Origin of the sequence: Clostridium sp. 1001270J_160509_D11 (genome assembly GCF_015667935.1) — a bacterium.
In the GTDB taxonomy this organism is placed as follows: domain Bacteria; phylum Bacillota; class Clostridia; order Peptostreptococcales; family Peptostreptococcaceae; genus Intestinibacter.
The window spans coordinates 1-21,097 of the sequence record NZ_JADPET010000015.1; the positions used below are offsets into that span (position 1 = coordinate 1).

21 protein-coding genes are annotated in these 21,097 nt (G+C 27.4%); 17 read left to right on the top strand and 4 right to left on the bottom strand.

The window, feature by feature from the left end:
- Positions 1–61: 61 nt before the first annotated feature.
- A complete protein-coding gene (locus I4U58_RS02905; RefSeq protein WP_195929545.1) occupies positions 62–1,114 on the top strand; it encodes a lysylphosphatidylglycerol synthase transmembrane domain-containing protein in 1,053 nt (350 codons plus the stop codon).
- A gap of 293 nt (positions 1,115–1,407) precedes the next feature.
- Here the strand turns inward: I4U58_RS02905 and I4U58_RS02910 are convergent, their stop codons facing one another.
- The 3 genes from I4U58_RS02910 to I4U58_RS02920 form a co-directional block, all read right to left on the bottom strand.
- Complete coding sequence (locus I4U58_RS02910) at positions 1,408–2,298, bottom strand: radical SAM protein (protein WP_195929546.1); 891 nt, start codon at positions 2,296–2,298, stop codon at positions 1,408–1,410.
- Between the two features lie 70 nt (positions 2,299–2,368).
- Positions 2,369–3,403: a DUF4179 domain-containing protein gene (locus I4U58_RS02915; protein ID WP_195929547.1), complete on the bottom strand. Its 1,035-nt coding sequence runs from the start codon at positions 3,401–3,403 to the stop codon at positions 2,369–2,371.
- Complete coding sequence (locus I4U58_RS02920) at positions 3,390–3,962, bottom strand: sigma-70 family RNA polymerase sigma factor (protein WP_195929548.1); 573 nt, start codon at positions 3,960–3,962, stop codon at positions 3,390–3,392. The genes I4U58_RS02915 and I4U58_RS02920 overlap by 14 nt, the downstream gene beginning before the upstream one ends.
- A 204-nt stretch (positions 3,963–4,166) precedes the next feature.
- Between I4U58_RS02920 and I4U58_RS02925 the strand changes: the two genes are divergently transcribed.
- The 6 genes from I4U58_RS02925 to I4U58_RS14310 all read left to right on the top strand — a co-directional run bounded on the left by I4U58_RS02925 (position 4,167) and on the right by I4U58_RS14310 (position 8,644).
- Positions 4,167–4,637 carry a sigma-70 family RNA polymerase sigma factor gene (locus I4U58_RS02925; protein ID WP_195929549.1) on the top strand — a complete coding sequence of 157 codons (471 nt, stop codon included), beginning with the start codon at positions 4,167–4,169 and terminating at the stop codon, positions 4,635–4,637.
- A gap of 24 nt (positions 4,638–4,661) precedes the next feature.
- On the top strand, positions 4,662–5,195 hold the full coding sequence (locus I4U58_RS02930; RefSeq protein ID WP_147616198.1) for a zf-HC2 domain-containing protein: 534 nt from the start codon (positions 4,662–4,664) through the stop codon (positions 5,193–5,195).
- Positions 5,196–5,207: 12 nt separating this feature from the next.
- Positions 5,208–5,930, top strand: coding sequence for a hypothetical protein (locus I4U58_RS02935; protein ID WP_195929550.1), 723 nt, complete (start codon positions 5,208–5,210; stop codon positions 5,928–5,930).
- Positions 5,931–5,972: 42 nt separating this feature from the next.
- Entirely contained in the window at positions 5,973–6,890 is a 918-nt protein-coding gene (locus I4U58_RS02940; RefSeq protein WP_195929551.1) for a ketopantoate reductase family protein, read from the top strand.
- Positions 6,891–6,969: 79 nt separating this feature from the next.
- On the top strand, positions 6,970–7,488 hold the full coding sequence (locus tag I4U58_RS02945) for a superoxide dismutase family protein (protein ID WP_195929552.1): 519 nt from the start codon (positions 6,970–6,972) through the stop codon (positions 7,486–7,488).
- 181 nt (positions 7,489–7,669) lie between these two features.
- Positions 7,670–8,644 carry a type II CAAX endopeptidase family protein gene (locus I4U58_RS14310; RefSeq protein ID WP_195929553.1) on the top strand — a complete coding sequence of 325 codons (975 nt, stop codon included), beginning with the start codon at positions 7,670–7,672 and terminating at the stop codon, positions 8,642–8,644.
- 51 nt (positions 8,645–8,695) lie between these two features.
- Here the strand turns inward: I4U58_RS14310 and I4U58_RS02955 are convergent, their stop codons facing one another.
- Positions 8,696–10,468, bottom strand: coding sequence for an NFACT RNA binding domain-containing protein (locus I4U58_RS02955; RefSeq protein WP_195929554.1), 1,773 nt, complete (start codon positions 10,466–10,468; stop codon positions 8,696–8,698).
- Between the two features lie 486 nt (positions 10,469–10,954).
- On the opposite strand from I4U58_RS02955, the gene dapF reads away from it, so the two are divergent.
- The 10 genes from dapF to rsmB all read left to right on the top strand — a co-directional run bounded on the left by dapF (position 10,955) and on the right by rsmB (position 21,096).
- The gene (gene dapF, locus I4U58_RS02960) at positions 10,955–11,788 is read left to right on the top strand and encodes a diaminopimelate epimerase (RefSeq protein WP_195929555.1); all 834 of its coding nucleotides are present in this window, start codon (positions 10,955–10,957) and stop codon (positions 11,786–11,788) included.
- Position 11,789: 1 nt separating this feature from the next.
- Positions 11,790–12,671 carry a YicC/YloC family endoribonuclease gene (locus I4U58_RS02965; RefSeq protein ID WP_195929556.1) on the top strand — a complete coding sequence of 294 codons (882 nt, stop codon included), beginning with the start codon at positions 11,790–11,792 and terminating at the stop codon, positions 12,669–12,671.
- Positions 12,672–12,706: 35 nt separating this feature from the next.
- On the top strand, positions 12,707–13,330 hold the full coding sequence (gmk, locus tag I4U58_RS02970; RefSeq protein WP_195929557.1) for a guanylate kinase: 624 nt from the start codon (positions 12,707–12,709) through the stop codon (positions 13,328–13,330).
- Position 13,331: 1 nt separating this feature from the next.
- On the top strand, positions 13,332–13,607 hold the full coding sequence (gene rpoZ / locus I4U58_RS02975) for a DNA-directed RNA polymerase subunit omega (RefSeq protein ID WP_195929558.1): 276 nt from the start codon (positions 13,332–13,334) through the stop codon (positions 13,605–13,607).
- 47 nt (positions 13,608–13,654) lie between these two features.
- A complete protein-coding gene (gene coaBC, locus I4U58_RS02980) occupies positions 13,655–14,866 on the top strand; it encodes a bifunctional phosphopantothenoylcysteine decarboxylase/phosphopantothenate--cysteine ligase CoaBC (protein ID WP_195929559.1) in 1,212 nt (403 codons plus the stop codon).
- 101 nt (positions 14,867–14,967) lie between these two features.
- Positions 14,968–17,535, top strand: coding sequence for a primosomal protein N' (gene priA, locus I4U58_RS02985; protein ID WP_195929560.1), 2,568 nt, complete (start codon positions 14,968–14,970; stop codon positions 17,533–17,535).
- Between the two features lie 37 nt (positions 17,536–17,572).
- Complete coding sequence (gene def / locus I4U58_RS02990) at positions 17,573–18,013, top strand: peptide deformylase (RefSeq protein ID WP_195929561.1); 441 nt, start codon at positions 17,573–17,575, stop codon at positions 18,011–18,013.
- 12 nt (positions 18,014–18,025) lie between these two features.
- Positions 18,026–18,955, top strand: a complete 930-nt coding sequence (fmt, locus tag I4U58_RS02995; protein WP_195929562.1) for a methionyl-tRNA formyltransferase — start codon at positions 18,026–18,028, stop codon at positions 18,953–18,955.
- A gap of 18 nt (positions 18,956–18,973) precedes the next feature.
- Entirely contained in the window at positions 18,974–19,669 is a 696-nt protein-coding gene (locus tag I4U58_RS03000; protein ID WP_195929563.1) for a zinc metallopeptidase, read from the top strand.
- A 101-nt stretch (positions 19,670–19,770) separates the two neighbouring features.
- Complete coding sequence (gene rsmB / locus I4U58_RS03005) at positions 19,771–21,096, top strand: 16S rRNA (cytosine(967)-C(5))-methyltransferase RsmB (protein WP_195929564.1); 1,326 nt, start codon at positions 19,771–19,773, stop codon at positions 21,094–21,096.
- Position 21,097 lies beyond the last annotated feature (1 nt).

The following is a 21,097-nucleotide window of genomic DNA, read 5'->3' on the forward strand; positions in this document are numbered from 1 at the left end:
TATATTTATGAAGGATTATAAAAATTTATTTTTTAAGATATTAAAAAACGGGGGATTATTTTTGATATTAATAATATTTACATTTTACTTTGTATTTAAAGATATGGATTTAAATGCAGTGGCTAAAACTATATCAAATGTAAATATAATGTATATATTAACAGCAGTTACATGTATGTGTGTATTTTTATTATGTGAAGCTAGTAATTTTAGAAGAAACCTTAGTGCTTTAGGATGTAAAACAAATCTCCTAAAATGTATTAATTATTCAGTACAAGGATTTTTCTTTAGTTCAATTACACCTTCAGCTTCTGGTGGGCAACCGATGCAAGCTTACCAAATGTATAAAGATGATATAAAAATATCTCACTCTACACTTGTATTATTTGTTGAATTTATATTTTTCCAAACAGTAACTATAATGTACGCGATAATTGGATTTATAAGCCAACGTTCGCTTTTAGCTGGAAAAGTTAATTCTCTTATGATTTTATTTACTATAGGACTTATATGTAACTTTGCTATGCTTATGGCATTAGTATTAGTTTTATTCTATAGTGAAGGTGTTAAAAAAATACTAAATGTAATAGTGGGATTTTTAAAATTCTGTAGATTTAAAAAAGCAGATGTATTAAAAGAAAAAGTAGACTCAGTAATAGACGACTATAAAGACTGTGCTATGTATATAGTTAAAAACAAAGGAATAATGGTTAAAACTTTTATAACAAAATGTATACAAATATTTGCACTACACAGTATACCTTATTGGATTTATCGTTCATTTGGGTTTAATGAGTACTCAATATTTGTATTTATAGGAGTTCAAGCTGTATTATTTATATCAGTTTCTGCACTGCCTCTTCCAGGATCAGTAGGGGTTAGTGAAAGTGGATTCTTAACTTTATTTAAATTATTATTCCCTGTCACAGTATTAAATGAAGCTATGCTACTTAGTAGAGGGGTAAGTTTCTACTTATTTGTATTCTTGTGTGGAATGTTTATATTAGTTAAAGGATTTAAAGATTCTAGAGAAAAAAGACTTGCAAGAATACGAGCAGCAAAAGAAGCCAAAGAAAAGAAAGTATACAAACAAAGAGTTGTTCAACAAATATAATAAAAAGAGTCGTCAAATTATGCCGACTCTTTTTTTGGATAAACTAAATAAAGAGCAATATTTCTAAGTTAAAAATAACCTTAGTTTGACACAGTAATCCAAAGAGATTAAGATTTAATTATAAAGATAAAAATACAGTTCTGGTTGGTAGTCCAGACGCGGATAATCCGTCAGTAACCTGCATCCTTGATTGTCCATTCTTTATATAAAATTTAAGGAGTATGAAAATACAAAATTATTTTTATACTCCTTTTAAAATTCTTAAATATAAATATGGATTTTGATTTTATAAATTATAAATCAAATGATATTTGCTCGCTTTGGAATTTACTTTTATATTCTGATATTATATCTTCCATTTTATAAGTTATTTCTAACTCAGAGCATTTTTTCTCAAAATATTGTTGTAAAGATTTATAGTTTGGACTATTACATACATATTTATCACCATATAAATTTTGATATTTAGATACTAAATTAGGAAAATTTTCTCTTAGTTTTGTATAATAATAAAATCGTTGATTAGCTCTAAGGGTAACTCCGAACATAGGATAAATAAAGTTAGCACCTGATTTATAAGCTTGATTTATTATTTTATCGATATTATCTTTAGTATCGTTTATAAATGGAAGCAGGGGCATCATAAGTATGCCTGTATAAATTCCTGCTTCTCTTAATTTTTTTATCGCCTCAAATCTCTTAGATGATACACATACATTGGGTTCGATTATTTTGCTTAAATTATCATTACCACAAGTTATACTAAGTTTTACAATTACAGGTGAGTGCATGTTTATTTCTTTTAGTATATCTATATCTCTCAAAATTAAATCAGATTTTGTCGCTATAGCTACGCCAAAACCGTATTTATCGATTAATTTAAGTGATGATCTTGTTACTTCGTATTTCTTTTCAAATGGATTATATGTATCTGACATAGCTCCTATTTGAATAACTCCACTATGTCTTTTTGATTTAAGTTGCTTTTCTAAAATAGATATACAGTCTTTTTTTATTCTAACTCTGTCAAAGTCGATTATATTATAACAATTACTTCTGCTGTCACAGTATATGCAACCATGACAGCAACCTCTATATAAATTCATATTGTAGTCAGTCCCAAACCAATGGGAATTATCATATTGTATTTTTGATAAAATTTCCTTGGCAATAATAAATTCCATAATATATTTAAAGTTTTAAACTTTATATCCTTTCATATATTTTATTTATATTATAGACCAAAATATTGTTTTAAGGCAGCATTACCTCTATTTCATCATTTATGGTAATGCTTTTAATATCTTTAGGATTTAAAATCTTTGAAAAACTTGCATAAGATTGAGAATGACCAAATAAATCTCTTCCAATAGTTGAATAAGATGAAGTATTTGATATAAAGAAATCATCGCCAGAATATTCTGTTGAATCTTTCATTGTAACTTTACTTATAAAGTAATTATATTTCCCATTGCTTTTAATTCTTACAGAAAGAGGTGATAAAGTGACTGTTTTAACGCGAATTCTTCTATTGTCTACTTTATAAGATTTATTGATTACATAAGTTTTTGATGTATCTTTGCAATTTAATTTAAATTTTAAAGTCCAACTTCCTTTTATTAAATTTACAAAATCGCCGTACTCATCTTTATTCTTATTATAAGGATAGTAACCAAAATCTTTAAAACTAAGTCTTATATCACTATTGTTTATATCTTCTTCTTCCATAGTAATTAAAAGTGTAGAAGTATGAGAATCGTCATCTTCGGATTTTATAGACTCAAATGTCGCACTAGAAGAAGGTCTATAATCGCCATTTGATTTAACTTCAAAATTAAAGTCATTAAATGTTTTTAAAGAATGTGAAAATTCATCTTTTGTTTTTAACTTTAGTATTATATACAATGAGTTTTTATCACTGATGACTTGGGTAGCAGTTATTCTTAGCCCTTTGGATTCTACAGACTTATTTATATTTGCACCAGAGCCATTTATAAGAGATTCATTTTCTTTATTTATATTTAATAAATTAGCAAGTTGAGCATCAAATGAAAAGTAATCTGCAGCAAATGATAATGTAGAAATCATAAGCACAGAAGCTAAAATTATAGCTACAGTCTTTTTAAGTGATATTATTTTGCTCTTGCTTTTACTTTGATTGGATGAATTTTTAATTTTATCCATAGTCATATTAAAAATCTTTTCTTTTTCATTTTCACAAAGTGGTTTTTCATTATCTAGGTATTTGTCTTCATCTATATTATTTAATAATTTATCAATCTTTTTCATAAATAATCCCTCCCTTTATCAACTCTTCTTTTAAAATTGTTTTACTTCGATAAAGTATATTTTCAACTTTCTTTTCGCTTAAATTTAATTTTGATGCAATTACTTTTACTTTTTCAAAGTAAAAATATCTAAGTATAAAAATCGATCTATCAGGTTCTTTAAAATTATCTAATGTAGTTTTAATTATTTTCTTATTATGTAATTTTGAGTATTCATCTTCCATGTCTACATCTATACCTAAATCATTTTCTTCTATCTCAAATAGAGAAGTATTAGAGTTAGATGTTTTAAGTTTGTCGAAACAAGTGTTTCTTGCAATTGCATAGATATAGCTTTTTAATGATTTATTTTTCTCCTGGTTAAAATTGTCGATATTTTTCCAAAGCTTAAAAAAAGTATCTGATATAGCCTCTTCTATGTCTTCGCTATTTAAATTTATAAGTATATTTTTACAAATTGTATTAATAGCAGGACCATAAACATCGATTACCATTTTTATGCCGTCTTCAGGAGATTTTTTTAAAAGTTTGATGATTTTTCTCTCCTTAAATTTTTCCATTTAAAAACCTCCATTTTATTTTTATAAATACATTTTAATATAAGTATTAATTTAAGATAATTACCTTTTCATATATCAATACTTGTAAAAATAATTTTTCACTCAAAAATTTTGAAAAAAATTTAAAAATAATGTAACGAAATGTATATTTTATTATACTACTATATGAAACACAAATTTCTAGCTAGAAAGATAGGAGGATAAATGAAGCAAATTGAAAAGTTATACGATTTATATTCCAAAGATGTATATAGATTTATTTATTCACTTAGTTTTGATGAAGAAGTTGCAAAAGATATTATGCAAACAACATTTTTGGAGTGTATAAAGAGTATAAAAAACTTTAAAGGCAATTGTAGCGAAAAAACATGGTTATTATCTATATCAAAAAATCAATATTATACATATTTAAAAAAACATCCTAAAACACAATCGATTTATGAAAGTGATTTTGATGAGGTTGAGGAGTTCACACAAGATGATATGTATAAATACCGTGAGATATTAAAAGTTATAAACAGCCTAAAAGAGCCACAAAGACAGATAATGATACTTAGACTAATAAATGATTTTACGTTTAAAGAAATTGGAGAAATTCTAGGTAAAAGTGAAAACTACTGTAGGGTTAATTTTTTTAGGGAAAAGAAAAAACTGGTTAAACAGTTTAATGATTAAAAATATAGAAAAGCAGGTGAGAAAATGAGTAAATTAAAATGCAGTATAGTTGAAGATTTAATGCCACTTTATATAGAAGATCTTTTAAGTGAAGAAACTAAAAAGGAGATAGAGTTGCATTTAGATGAATGTGAAGATTGTAAAGAAGTTTATGATGAATTAAAAGAAGATGTGAATTTAGGATATGAAAAAAAGATTGATTTAAAAGAAGATGAATATGAAGAGTTAAAAACAGATACATTAGATTCTATTAAAAATTATTTAAATAAAATAAAGTATATTTTAATAATATTTTCAATGGCAGTATCTGTTGGAATAAGTATATTAGGAAATGGATTTTTAAGCACAATACCATGGATTATAATAATACCTTTTGTGCTTGGGCTTTTATATAAAGAAAATACGCTTATAATAGCTACAGCACTTATTTTTAATATATTATTTAATATTGTTTTACAAAGTGCATATGCTATCATATTTGATAGTATATATATTTTATTATGTACAGGCGCAGGATTATTCCTAGCAATCAGTATAAAAAATTTAAAAACAAATTAATGGGGGGAAAATATGAAATATATAAAATTGATTATAGCAGTTTTAATAACAGGTATTGCTATATACATTTACAGTGGATTTTTTGGAAATCCAATAGAATATTTAAAGGTAAAACATGCATTTGAAGATTATATAGATAAAAACTACGATGGAAAACTTGAAATAGAAGCTATCAAATTTAATTTTAAAACTGGGGGTTTTTATGCACAAGTTGGAGATGGTAATTACAAAACCAATTCATATTTAGATTATTATTATGATGGTAGTATAGGAGATGGATATTACCAAGATACAATTACTAATATGCAAGATGAGATTAATAATTATATATCTTATAATATCGAAAAAGAAACAGGGATAAAAAGATATTATATGATATTAGAACCAACAATTAATATTAAACAGTATAAATATAAAGTAAATGATTTTTATAGTGGAGAAGAACCTATAGATTTAACCTTAAACCTTGGATATGCATATGATTTTGATGAAAAAAATGCAAAAGATAGCGAAAAAGATAAATTTCCATATAAAAATAAAGATGAATTTTCAAAAGATGCTTATAAAATAGTAAAAACTCTTAAAAAAATAAATTATGATTTCAGCAATATAAAAATTTATTCTTTTAAAGCAGATGGAAATAATGCATATGAGGTTAATATAAAAGATTTAAATAGTATAAAATCAGAAGCTGATTTAAATGAAATAATAAAAAATGTAGATTACAGCAAATAATAAGGATAAAATAATATTATATAAATAAAAGGGGGTGCCTACATGCAAATTAAAAATGTAGCTATAATAGGGGCAGGTGCAATAGGAGGAGTATATGCATATTCTATACATAAACTTTTAGATTATAATTTCGCTTTTATAGCAAATGGAAAGAGAAAAGAAAGATTAGAAAAAGAAGGGCTATATTTAAATGGAGAACAATTTTATCCAAAGGTAGTATCTTCAGATGAGGATATAACTTTTGATTTAATAATAATAAGTGTAAAAAATTATCAACTTCAAAGTGCTATAGAAGATATAAAAGATTTAGTACATAAAAATACTATAATACTTCCATTATTAAATGGTATAGTTGCGAAAGATATACTGCAAGATGCTTTTAAAGATAATCAAGTTTTATATGGACTTGCTATAAAGATAGATGCTGTAAAAATAGGAAATAAAATAACTCAAACAAACAGCGCAATAATACAATTTGGAGATGCGAATAATAAAGAAATGAGCGAGGGAGTGCTTGCTGTAAAAAATCTATTAAATGATGCAAAAATAAACAATCAAGTATTTGAAGATATGATAAAGACAGTTTGGACAAAGTGGATGCTAAATATAGGATTAAATCAAGTTTCTGCTATATCAGCAGCTACATATGGAGTGATTAAGAATACGCCAGAGCTTTTAACTTTAGTAGATAAAGCAATGAAAGAAGTTATGAATGTATCACAAGTTTGTGATATAAACTTAGGGGATAGAAATTGGCAGAGTGTTCAAGATGTAATAAGTACACTTAGCGGCGATGGCAAGACATCTTTATTACAAGATGTTGAAAATAAAAGAAAAACAGAAATTGAATACTTTTCGGGAACGCTTATGAAAATAGCAAAAGAGCACAATATAGAAGTTCCAGTAAATGAAGTTTTATATAATTTTATAAAGGCCAAAGAAAAATCTTATACAAAATAGATATATTGAAAAATATGAGTAAGAAACTTTTTAAACCTTATACATATAATAAATATAAAAGTTTTAAAGGAGAGAAAAGATGGATAACTTATGTCAACAATATAATTTAAATCAGCTTTTTGCACCTTATGATCCACAAAGACCGACAGCATATGCGAGAATAAGAGGTGGAAAATTAGCACCTTGTATAGATGGAAATGTATTTTTTTATCAATTAGAAGGCGGGGTTTATATAAAAGCTTATCTAACTGGTATACCAGATTCTAATCAAAATGGTCAACTAACTAGATTTCATGGATTTCACATCCATGAAAATGGTGACTGTCAAGTAGGAACAGAAGACAATCCTTTCCCAAATACAGGCAGCCATTTTAATCCATCAGAAGAGAAACATCCATTTCATGCAGGGGATTTGCCTCCAATATTAGCAAGTGATGGAATAGGAATATTATCTGTATACACTTCTTATTTTACTGTAGCAGATATAATAAATAAATCAGTCGTACTTCACGAAAATTATGACGATTTTACAACACAACCTTCTGGAAATTCTGGGGCAAAAATAGCTTGTGGTAGAATACTACCTTATAATTATTAAAATAAAATTAAAAAGAAAATCTAATTCAGAAAAAATACTTATCTTATAATAAGTCTGAAATAGGTTTTCTTTATTTTTTAGAAAATTGCTAATATAAATTTTAATTAAAAAGAATCATTACCTAAGCTATATTTAATAATATTGTAATATAAAAATAGTATATAATTATAAAAAGAGAGGAGTGATTGTTATTAATAATTTAAATTATGTATTGTTGAGATTAGGAGTACTTTTATTAATATTAATAGGAATATTTATATTTGTTACATTGTCGATTGTAATTTTTGCAAAAAAATTTAATTGTGAGGAAAAAGTATTTAATGGAAGAATTTTTTCTTTTTTAGGCAACAGAAAAGAATTTAAAGAAGGCATAAAGCCGAGCATAACAGATGGGGCATTGATTTATACAATATCATTAATAGCCCTTATATATATAGGTAGCTTTATGCAATTATACTGGGGAACTATAGGACTTATAGCTACTGAAGTTATGATTTTATTAATACCAGTACTTTACGCAATTTATATAAAAGCAGATATAAAAAATACTTTTAGTTTAAGAATGATAAAAATAAGATATATTTTAGGAAGTATTATAGTATGGTTTGGTGGATATTTAATAATAAATATAACGACACAAATCTTGCTTTCGTTATTTCCAGAAGGGGCGGATGTATTACAAGCTGTAAATAGCAGTGTTATGATGGATTCGTTTATCGCAAGTTTAGTTGTAGTTGCTTTAATTCCTGCAATATGTGAAGAAGTTTTATTTAGAGGTTTTTTACTTAGCTCATTTAAAGGGAAAAGTAAAAAGTCAAAAATTTGGGCTATTATAATAGTAGGAATATTATTTGGCATAATGCATCTAAACTTTATAAGAATAGTTCCAACAGCAATGCTAGGAATATTATTTGCATACTCTGCATTAGTAACACAATCAATTTGGACTAGTGTATTTATGCACTTCTTAAATAATGGATTTTCTGTATGTGTATTATACTTAAATGAAAATTATCTACATATACCACTAGATACACCAGTTAATTATACAATGCCACAACTATCATCAATAATAATGACAGTGTTAATAGGAGGGGCATTTATATATCTAGGAAGTTTATGCTTTAAAAATAAAAAAGATATTATAGAAGCTTAAAGTATATAATTAAAAAGGAAACTACAGTAAATAAACTGAGTTTCCTTTTTTTTAAACTTCTCTTAATTTTGATACAATTTCTTCTTCTGGTGTTACATATATAGTGTTATTTGTTTCATAAATAACCATTCCCGGTTTTGAACCGCTTGGTTTTTTAACATGTTTTTTCATAGTATAGTCTACAGGCACTTGTGAAGACATACGTCCTTTACTAAAGTATGCTGCTAGCATAGCTCCTTCAAGCAATGTATTATCTGGAACTTCAACTCCTGCACATTTTATAATAACGTGAGAACCTGGAATATTTTTTGTATGCATCCATATATCTTCAGGATCTGCAATTCTTAAAGTAAGGTAGTCGTTTTGCTTGTTGTTTTTACCTACTAAAATTGTAAATCCATCAGATGATATAAATTTATTCGGCTTAGTAGTTAAATCCATTTCCTTTTTAGCCTTAAATTTACGAGGTGCTCTCGCATACCCAAGTTTTATTAATTCTTCTTTTATATCTTCTAAATCTTCAAGATTTTCACAGTTTTCAATACTTAAAAGGACGTTTTCTAAATATTCTATTTCGTCTTTACTTATAGCCATTTGCTCAGTAAGTTCTTTTTTAGCAGTTTTTAGCTTGTTGTATTTTTTAAAGTATTTTTGAGTATTTTCTGATGGCGTAAGGTTTTCATTTAATTCAATTGTCATCTTAGCCATATTTTCATCATAGAAGTTATCCACTTCTATGCTCTTCATACCTTTTTGTATCATATATATATATGCAGTTAGAAGTTCGCCTTTTATTTTATATATATCTGCATTATCAGCTTGTTTAAGTTCTTTTTGTTGTTTCTTTTGTTTATTATAAAGTCTATCTAATTTTATAGATATACTTTTTCTAAGGTCAGAAGTCTTTTGATGAACTCTATCTTTAAAATCTTTTGTGATGTAGTAGTCTTCTACTATTTTTGATATGCTTTCATCATGTATAAATTTAAATCCTTCATAGAAAGTTAGATCAATACAATTAAAGTCTACAACTTTATCTACTTTTTCATTTATTATCATACAAGGATTAAATTCGTTGTTTTTGACTTTAGTAAATATATCTGAGAATGTTCTGTATAATTCAGCAAGTTCATCTCTAGATAAGTCTTCACCTTTAGCATCAAATTTTATATTTGATCTATAACATATTTCCTTTGCAACAGTAGGACTTATTCCTAAAAATTTGCTGTAAATTGCTTTAGAAATAGGCCCATCAAATTCTCTTAAAGTATTTATAAAAGATTTGATAGAACAACCTTTTACAGGGTCTATTTTATCTTGTGCAGGAGGAAGAGTATAAGTCATAGCAGGTAGAATTTGACGTGCTCTACTCACACTAGGCGGAACTCTTTTTATTGAATCTATTATAGTTGAATCTTTATCATGAGTTAAAATTATATTACTATGTCTCCCCATTATTTCAACATATATATTTTTAGTACTTTTATCTTTTAATTCATCATAAGACTCAATACTTATTTTTATAATTCTTTCAAAACCAACTTGAGTTATATCAGTTATTATACCTCCTTGAAGATGTTTTCTAAGCAACATACAAAACATAGGTGCTTTTAGAGGATTTTCTTTATTATATTTATTAGCTATATAAACTCTAGGATTTGATGAACTAGAACTAAGAACAACTTTAAAATTTTCTCTGTTATTTCTTACATAAAGAAGTATTTCATCATTTTCTGGTTGATGAACTCTATCTATTTTACCACCAACTAATTTCGAATTTAATTCATGGGCGATTGAATTTACAACTAAACCATCTAATGCCATAGTTTCTCCTTTCATTGTTAGATAATATTCAGTTTTCTATACTACAATATATCTCAATCTATAATTATTATCTAAGTCTTTTTTAATTATGTTATTTACATAATAATTATATACATATGAATTGATATTTACTAGACTTGTTTTACTTATTTATTTAAATAAGATAAAATAAATATAGATACAAAGATAAAAAATCTAACTGCATATATACTGTAATTTGGAATTATATGAAAGCTTTAGATACTAAAAATTATAAATAAATTGATTATTATGTAGCATGATTGGAAAAAAATATAGATAGGATATTTAAATTTTTATTATTAATTTTATATTATTAAAGATGATTTAATTATTAAAAAAAGAATATATTAAATAAGAAGTTACATGTAAATATTGGCAAAGAACTAGATAAAATTTCCTAAATATTTATTTTTAAATAAAAATAAGGTATAATTATATGTTAGAAAATATCAAAGGGGAATTAAAATGAGATTTTGGAAATTACATGGAATAGGAAATGATTTTGTTGCAATAGATGGAAGAGAAGACAATATAGATAATAATGATTATGGAGATTATGCAAGACGTGCATGTCATAGAAAATTTTCTGTGGGGGCAGATGGTCTATTAGTAGTAAAAAACTCAGATATTGCAGATATTGAGATGGTATATTATAACTCTGATGGTTCTAGAGCTGCTATGTGTGGCAATGGGCTTAGATGTTTTGTAAAATTTGTTTATGATAATAAAATAATAGAAAAAGACGAGTTTGATGTATATACATTAGATGGCATAAAAAGAGTTAAATTAAATTTAAAAGATAACGAAATACAAACTATTAAAGTAAATATGGGAAAAGGAAGCTTTTTAGCTAAAGATGTTCCTATAAATACAGAAATAGATAAATTTATAGAACAAAAAATAAATGTACTTGATAGAGAATATACAGTTTCATCAATACTTATGGGCGTTCCGCATACAATTGTTTTTGTAGATGAGCTAAATATGGATGAAGTTTGTAAATATGGAGCAGAAATAGAAAATCACGAGATGTTTCCACAAAAAACTAATGTAAATTTTGTACAAATAATAGACGATAAAAATATATTAGTAAAAACTTTTGAAAGAGGATGTGGATATACATTTGGATGCGGAACAGGAATGACAGCCTCAGTAATGGTGAGTAACTATCTTGGAAAAGTAGGAAAAAGTGTAAATGTAACTTCTGAAGGAGGAAGTGTACAAATTGATTTAGAAGATGGATTTGCATATATGACAGGTCCAGCTGTGAAAATATGTGAAGGAAACTTGGAGGTATAATATGGCAATTAGTATGACCGGATTTGGAAGAGGAGAAGTAAAAAACGACAACTATCAATTTTTAGTAGAATGTAAAACTATTAACCATAGATATTGTGATATAAATATGCGTCTTCCAAGAAAAATCAACTTTTTAGAAGATAAAGCTAGAAATTTTATAAAAGATTTTGTAAAAAGAGGTAGAGTTGATTTATATGTAAAGCTTGACTTAATAGGCTCAGAGGATGTAAACTTAAAATTCGATGATAATTTAGCAGACCAATATATAAATATATTGCAAACTATTAGAGATAAATATACTTTAGCAGATGATATATCTGTTATGAATGTTGCAAAGTTTCCAGATATAATAAAAACTGAGGAAAAAGAAGAAGACGAAGATGAAATGTGGGCTATGTTCAAAGAAGCTTTAGAAATAGCTCTAGATAAACTAGTCGATATGAGACAACAAGAAGGTAAAAAATTAGAAGAAGATACTCTACAAAGATGTGATATATTATCTGGTTATATAAATGAAATAGAAAAATTGTCTGATACAGTAGTTGCTGATTATAGAGATAAATTAAATACAAGAATAAAAGAACTATTAGAAAATCCAAACGAAATAGACGAAAATAGAATGGCACAAGAAGTAGCTATATATGCAGATAAAAGTTCTATAACTGAGGAAATAGTTAGATTTAATTCTCATATAACTCAACTTAAAAATACAGTAGTAAAAGATGATTCAGTTGGTAGAAAAATGGATTTTCTTATCCAAGAAATGAACAGAGAAATAAATACTATGGGATCTAAATCTTCTGATATAAATATCACTAACTTAGTAGTTGAAGTTAAAAGTGAGCTTGAAAAAATCAGAGAGCAAATTCAAAATATAGAATAGTATTTACATAGCAAAATAGAAAGGGAGATATAATAATGATTAAGAAAAAAGGATTATTATTAGTTATTTCTGGTCCATCAGGAGCAGGCAAGGGAACTGTCTGCAAAGAACTATTAGAAAGAAATCCTGAGTTTAAACTTTCAGTATCAGCTACTACTAGAGCTCCTAGAGAAGGTGAAGTAGATGGAGAAAGTTATTTCTTCTTAACAAAAGAAAAATTCAGCGAGATGATAGGACAAGGTGGGTTTTTAGAATACGCACAAATTTATAGTAACTTCTATGGAACACCAAAAGGGCCTGTAATGAAGTACTTAGAAGAAGGTAGTGACGTTATTTTAGAAATCGAAATGCAAGGTGCTAGACAAGTAAAAGAAATGTACCCAGAAGCTGTACTTATATTTGTTTTACCTCCTTCGCTTGAAGAATTAAGAAATAGACTTACAACTAGAGGTACGGAAACTGAAGAGCAAGTAAACGAAAGACTTAGTACTTCTCTTGAAGAGATAAAACAAGTAAAAGATTATAACTACTTTATATTTAATGAAAATAATAAAACGACAGAATCTGCAAAAATTATAGAAGATATAATAGTTGCAGAAAAAAATAAAGCTAGCAGATATGAAAAAGCAATAATTAAAAAGTTTGAGGAGGAATTATAAAATGGTAAAACCATCAATAAACGACGTATTAGAAAAAATAAGTAACAGATATTATTTAGTTGGGACTGTAGCTAAGAGAGCTAGAGAAATAGTAGACGGTTCTGAATTATATGTAGAAAACAAACAAGGTGAAAATAAACCAGTTTGTTTAGCAACTGAAGAAGTAGCAGAAGGAAAAATAACTTACAGATTATTAACTCCAGAAGAAATAGAACAAAAAGAATTAGAACATCATTTAGAACAAGAAAAACAACAAAAAGAATTAGAACAAGACTAATTTCAAATAAATTTTAAAATCCCTATAGAATTAACAAGGAGAAAAGTATGCTAAAAGGAAAAACTGTTGTAATAGGAGTAAGTGGCGGAATTGCAGTATATAAAGTTTGTGATGTAGTAAGCAGATTAAAAAAATTAAATGCCAATGTACATGTTATTATGACAAAAGGTGCATGTGAATTTGTAGCTCCCCTTACTTTCCAAACAATGAGTCAAAATTATGTAGTGAGCGATATGTTCCAAGACCCAAAAACATGGGATGTAGAACATATATCACTTGCAAAAAGAGCTGATTTATTTTTAGTTGCTCCAGCAACTGCAAATGTAATTGGGAAAATAGCATGTGGAATTTGTGACGATATGCTTACAACTACAGTAGCTGCTACAAAAGCAAAGGTACTTATAGCTCCAGCTATGAATACTAATATGTATGAAAATCCAATCATACAAAGAAATATATCTACATTAAAAGAATATGGATATAATTTTGTTGAACCAGCAAGTGGTAGACTTGCTTGTGGGGATATTGGAAGTGGAAAACTTGCTTCACCAGAAGATATAGTTGAAGGTGTAGTAAATCTACTTAAATATGATCAAGATTTAATAGGTAAAAAAATAATGATAACTGCAGGCCCAACTATGGAAAGTTTAGACCCTGTAAGATATCTTACAAATAGATCAACTGGAAAAATGGGTTATGCTATAGCTAAAGTCGCAGCAGCTAGAGGTGCTGAAGTTACTTTAGTATCAGGTAAAACAGACATTAAACCACCATCAAATTTAAAGAAATTTATAAGTGTATCATCAGCAGAAGATATGTATCAAGCTGTTATATCTAATTTAGATGAAAATGATGCAGTTATAAAAAGTGCCGCTGTTGCAGACTATAAACCAAAAACATACAGCGATAATAAAATAAAGAAAAAAGATGGAGATTTAGTTATAGAACTAGATAGAAATAAGGATATTGCCTACGAAATCGGAAAAATTAAAAATGACAAGATATTAGTAGGATTTGCAGCAGAGACAAACGACATAATCGAAAATGCAAAAGCTAAGATTGCTAAAAAGAATATGGACTTTATAGTTGCAAATAACTTAAAAGAAAGTGGAGCTGGATTTGGAACTGATACAAACATCGTAAGTATCATAGAAAAAGACGGCAGCATGAAAGAATATCCTATGATGACTAAGGAAGAAGTTGCGTCAGTAATTTTAGATAAAATTAAAACTTTACTAGACAATAAGTCTTCTCTTTAAAAGGACTAATTAATTATATAAATTTTAATAGACTATAAAGAGGAAATCATATGATTTCCTCTTTTAGTAATGAAGATAAATGAAAGGAGTGCGAGAATAAAATGTATGTAAAAGTAATAGTTAAAAATAACAGTCAATATACAGACAACCTATTTACGTATAAAGTGCCAGAATTTTTACAAGATGAAATATGCTTGGGGCATAGAATTCTTGTACCCTTTGGAAAAGGAAACAAACCTATAGAAGCATATGTATTCAGAATAATGCATAACAATGATGAAAAAGTAGAGACAAAATATATCTATGATATTTTGGACGAAAGACCAATATTAAAAAGAGAAGATTTAGAGCTTATTCATTGGATGAAAAATAGATACTTATGCACATATATGGATTGTATAAATTTAATAATTCCTAAAGGATATAAACTAAATAATTATAAATTAATAACACTACACCCATCACTTAAAGGTATTGATGCATATGAATTATACGATTTAAGTGAACAGCTAAGTGATAACAAGAAATTTGTATTTCAAAAGGTTTTAGACAATAAAGGAAGTATAAAACTAGATAAATTAGTTGAAAAGAAAATAGAGTATTCTACACAAGTTGCAGAAGATGAAGAATTATACAACATAAAAGATAAAAAGACTTTAAAAAGAAAAGTTGCTGACAATTTAAATAGTCTTTTATATAAAATGAAAGAAGAATCACTAATAGATTTAAAATGGGAATACAAAAGCATAAAAAATGAAATAAAAATATGTTATGTGTCATTAAAAATGAATTATGTGGATATGATGTTTTATATAAAAGAAAATAAAATAAGACTTGGCGAAAAGCAAAAACAAATTTTAGAGTTCTTAAAAAATAACGAAGATGTAGAGATTAATGATTTAATTGAATTATTAAAAGCATCAAAATCTAGTATAAATTCTTTAAAAGAAAAAAACTTAGTTGAATTTAAATACGAAGATTTTTACAGAAAATCAAAATCAAACTTTAATTATCAAAATAAGGATGTAGTTTTAAACGAAGAACAAAATCATGCTATAGAAAAAATAACATCAGAGATGTTCAATCAAGAGAAAAAGCCTTATATGATACACGGGGTAACAGGAAGTGGAAAGACAGAAGTTTATATGGAAATTATAGATTATGCACTAAAGCAAGGTCTTGACAGTATAGTTTTAGTTCCAGAAATATCTTTAACACCACAGACTATAGCTAGATTTAAAAATAGATTTAAAGATATCGTAGGAGTATTTCACAGTAGACTATCTGAAGGTGAAAAACACGATGTATTTAGAGAAATAAAAAAGGGTAATATCAGGATTTTAATAGGAGCAAGATCTGCTATATTTGCACCATTTAATAGTTTAGGTGTAGTTATAGTAGATGAGTTTCATGAGAGCTCTTATAAATCAGATAAAAATCCAAAGTTCTCAACTCTAGAAGTAGGAAGATACTTAGTAAATAAAAGAGATATAACTTTAGTATTAGGTTCTGCTACACCATCTATAGAAGAGTACTACAGAGCGAAAAGTGGCGAATACGAGCTTATTGAGCTTAAAAAGAGAGCCAATAATAAACCTCTTCCAAAAATTGAAGTAGTAGATATGAAAGAAGAACTTAAATATGGAAATAGAAGCTTTTTAAGTAATAAATTGAAACTACAAATTGAAGAAGAAATAAAAAACAACAACCAAGTTATTTTATTTTTAAATAGAAGAGGGTATTCAAGTTTTGTTTCATGTAGAGAATGTGGATATGTCTTTAAATGTAAACACTGTGATATCTCACTTACCTACCACAAAAAACAAAATATAGGGAAATGCCATTATTGTGGGTATGAAGAAGTTATACCACAAAAATGTCCAGAGTGCGAAAGCAAATACGTAAAGGCATTTGGACTAGGTACAGAAAAAATCGAAGAAGAGATAAAACAAATATTTGAAGGTGTAAGAGTTTTAAGACTTGATAAAGATACTACTTCACAAAAACACGAACTTGAAAATATATTAAATAAATTCCAAAATAGAGAAGCTGATATACTTATAGGGACGCAGATGATAAGTAAGGGTCTTGACTTTAATCATGTAACATTAGTAGGAATATTATCGGCAGACATGATGTTAAATTTCCCAGATTTTAAGAGCTTTGAAAATACATTCCAACTTGTGACACAAGTTTCGGGAAGAGCAGGGCGTTCTGAAAAAGAAGGAAAAGTAATACTTCAAACTTATGACAGTCAAAGCAGTGTTATAAAGAGAATAGTCGACTATGACTTTGAAGGATTTTACGAAGATGAAATAAAAATTAGAAAACTATTTAATTATACACCATTTAATAATATGCTCAGTGTAGTTATAAGTGGAAAAAATGAACTTATGGTAAAGAAAAATATAACAACTCTTTATAACAATATAGTTTATTTACTAAAAGAGCGTGGAATACAAGATTTTGAATTTATTTTAGGTCCAAATCCATGTTCAATATCAAAAATAAATTCAAATTATAGATGGCAAATATTATTTAAAGATGATAATATTGAAATTAATTTATTAAAGGGTATAATAAAATATATATGTATAACTAAAAGAGATGTTGTATTCGACAAAGAGGTTAATATATCAATAGATATTAATCCAAATAGTATTTTATAATTTATAAAATTTAATGGAAAATGTAGGAGGAAGAAAAATGGCATTAAGACAAATAGTGAAAATAGGGGAACCTGTTTTAAGAAAAAAATCTAAAGTAGTTAAAGAGATAAATGATAGACTTATAGACTTATTAGATGATATGGCTGATACAATGTATGAAGCTGATGGTGTAGGTCTTGCGGCACCACAAGTAGGTATACTAAAAAGAGTAGTTGTAGTAGATATAGGAGATGGACTTATAGAACTTATAAATCCAGAGATAATAGAAGCAGAAGGTGAATACCTAGACAATGAAGGTTGCTTAAGTGTTCCTGGAGAAAGTGGAGATGTATTAAGACCATACAGAGTAAAAGTTAGAGCTTTAAATAGATTTGGTGAAACTATAGAAATTGAAGGGGAAGAATTATTAGCAAGAGCTTTCTGTCACGAAATAGATCACTTAGACGGAATATTATATGTAGATAAAGTAGTAAAATAGGAGTTGATTTATTTGAAAATATTATTTATGGGAACACCTGATATAGCTAGTGGGTGTTTACAAGAACTTATAGATAAAAAATACGATATAATAGGTGTAGTTACACAACCAGACAAACAGGTTGGTAGAGGTAAAAAAATAGTATTCTCACCTGTTAAACAAGTTGCAATAGAAAATAATTTACCAGTATATCAACCGGTAAAAGCAAAAGAAGAATCTTTTATAAAAGAAATAAAAGACTTAAATCCAGATGTTATAGTTGTAGTAGCATATGGTCAAATACTATCTAAAGAATTTTTAGAAATACCTAAACATGGATGTATAAACGTGCATGTATCATTATTACCAAAATATAGAGGAGCAGCTCCTATTAACTGGGTAATAATAAATGGAGAAGAAAAAACAGGTGTTTCAACTATGTTTATGGATGAAGGGCTTGATACAGGAGATGTAATTTTACAAAGTGAATTTGCTTTAGATGATGAAATTACAGCTGGTGAACTTCACGATAAAATGACAGTAGAAGGTGCAAAAGTGCTTTGCGAAACTTTAGACTTAATAAAAGAAGGAAAAGCACCGAGAACACCACAAAATCACGATGAGTTTTCTTATGCTCCAATAATGGATAAAAATTTAGGTCACGTTGACTTCTCAAAATCTGCTAAAGAAGTACACAATTTAGTAAGGGGAGTAAATCCATGGCCAAGTGCATATACTAACTATATGGACAAAAAAATGAAAGTTTGGAAGACTAAAGTGCTAGATGAAAAGAGCTCAAAAGAGCCTGGTACTATATTAAAAGTTGACCAAGATGGTATAAAAGTAGCTACTAAAGATAATGTTATCTTAATAAGTGAAATACAAATGCCAAACAAAAAAAGAATGGAAGTAAAAGAGTTTATAAAAGGAAATACTTTAGAAGTAGGAAGCGTACTTCAATAAAGCAAGGAGTGTTTAATTATGTACTATCCATATTATTATGATCCAACATACCTAATACTAATTCCCGCTATAATACTTACGATGTACGCTCAATTTAAAGTGAGTTCAACTACAAATAAGTATTTTAGGGTTAGAACACAAAGGGGATATACTGGAGAACAAACAGCAAGAGAAATTTTAAATGCAAATGGAATATACGATGTAAGAATTGAAATGACAAGAGGTACTTTAAGTGACCACTATGACCCTAGAAATAAAGTCTTAAGACTATCACAGGATGTATATAGAGGAACATCTATAACTTCTGTAGCTGTAGCAGCTCATGAATGTGGTCATGCAATTCAACATGCGAGAGGTTATGCACCACTTACTATAAGAGGGGCTATAGTTCCTGTTGTGAATTTTGCTTCAAGTGCATCTTGGATTTTAATAATGTTGGGGTTATTTATGACTTCTTCTACATCTCTTTTAAAAATAGGAATACTTTTATTTTCAGCTACAGTAGTATTCCAATTAATAACTTTACCAGTTGAATTTAATGCATCTCACAGAGCATTAATTCAAATAGAAAATTTAGGTATAGTTAGCCGTGATGAAAGAAGAGAAAGTAAAAGAGTGCTTGATGCAGCTGCATTAACTTATGTGGCAGCAGCAGCTACTGCATTACTTCAATTATTACGATTAATTACAATTGCGAATCAAAGAGATGATTAGCATTAATATATGGTAATATAATAAGGGAATGTTACTAAGTGGAATTTAAATATAAATTTGCTATGTAACACGCCCTTAATTTAATTAAGGAGAAAATTTTTATGAAATCAAGGAATTTAGCTTATAAGGTTTTATTTGACATCGAAAAAAATGAAAATTACTCAAATATGGCTATAAATAAGTACTTTAAAGATTGTGATTTAGATAGCAGAGATAGAGGTTTTGCGACAGAAATTATATATGGTGTTGTTGAAAATAAAATATATCTAGATTACATAATAGACAAGTTATCAAAAATAAAAAGCAATAAATTAAATCTAAAAGTAAAAATACTTCTTAGAATGGGGATATATCAAATACTATTCTTAGACAGTGTTTCTGATTATGCTGCAGTCAACGAAACTGTAAATTTAACAAAAAAACTAGACAATAGGTCTGCTGGATTTGTAAATGCAGTTTTAAGAAACGTTATAAGACAAAAAGAAGATATAGGCGAAGTTAAAATAAAAGATACTGTAGATAATTTATCAACTAAATATTCATATAACAAATGGATAGTTAGAAACTGGATAAGCAAATTTGGTAGAGAGTTTACAGAAGACTTATTAGAAGCAAATGCAGAAAGACCAAGTCTATACTTAAGAGTAAACACTTTAAAAACAAATAGAGATGAATTAATATCATTATTAGAAAAACAAGATGTACAATGTGAAAAAGTTCCTTTTATACAAGAAGCTATAAAAGTAAACAACCTTAAAAATATAGAAAACAACGAACTATACAAAAAAGGATTATTTACAGTACAAGATATAAGCTCTATGTTAGTCGGTAAAATATTAAATCCACAAAAAGATGCTAAAGTTTTAGATGTATGTAGTGCTCCAGGCGGAAAAACTACTCACATAGCGACTCTTATGGAAAATAGCGGACAAGTAGTATCAAGAGATATATTTGAGCACAAAATAAAACTAATACAAAACTCTGTAAATCGTTTAGGACTTAAAAACGTAGATGTAGAATTATTTGATGCTCTTAGCTTAGATAAAGAAAGCATCGATAAATTTGACTATGTTCTTGCAGATGTTCCTTGTTCAGGTCTTGGAATAATAAGACGTAAACCAGAAATAAAATATAAAGAAAAAGAAGAAATAAAAGATCTTCCTAAACTTCAAAAACAAATACTTCAAAATGCAGCTAAGTATGTAAAAGTAGGCGGAACTTTAATTTATAGTACTTGTACAGTACAAGATGATGAAAATATAGAAGTAGTTGAGAATTTCTTACAAAGCAACAAGAGATTCCAATTTGAAAAGATTGAAAATATAAATATAGATTTAGAAAATGAAGATAAAGGATATCTAAAAATTTATCCAAACATACACGGTATGGATGGATTCTTTATAGCTAAATTAAAAAGAGTAAGGTAGG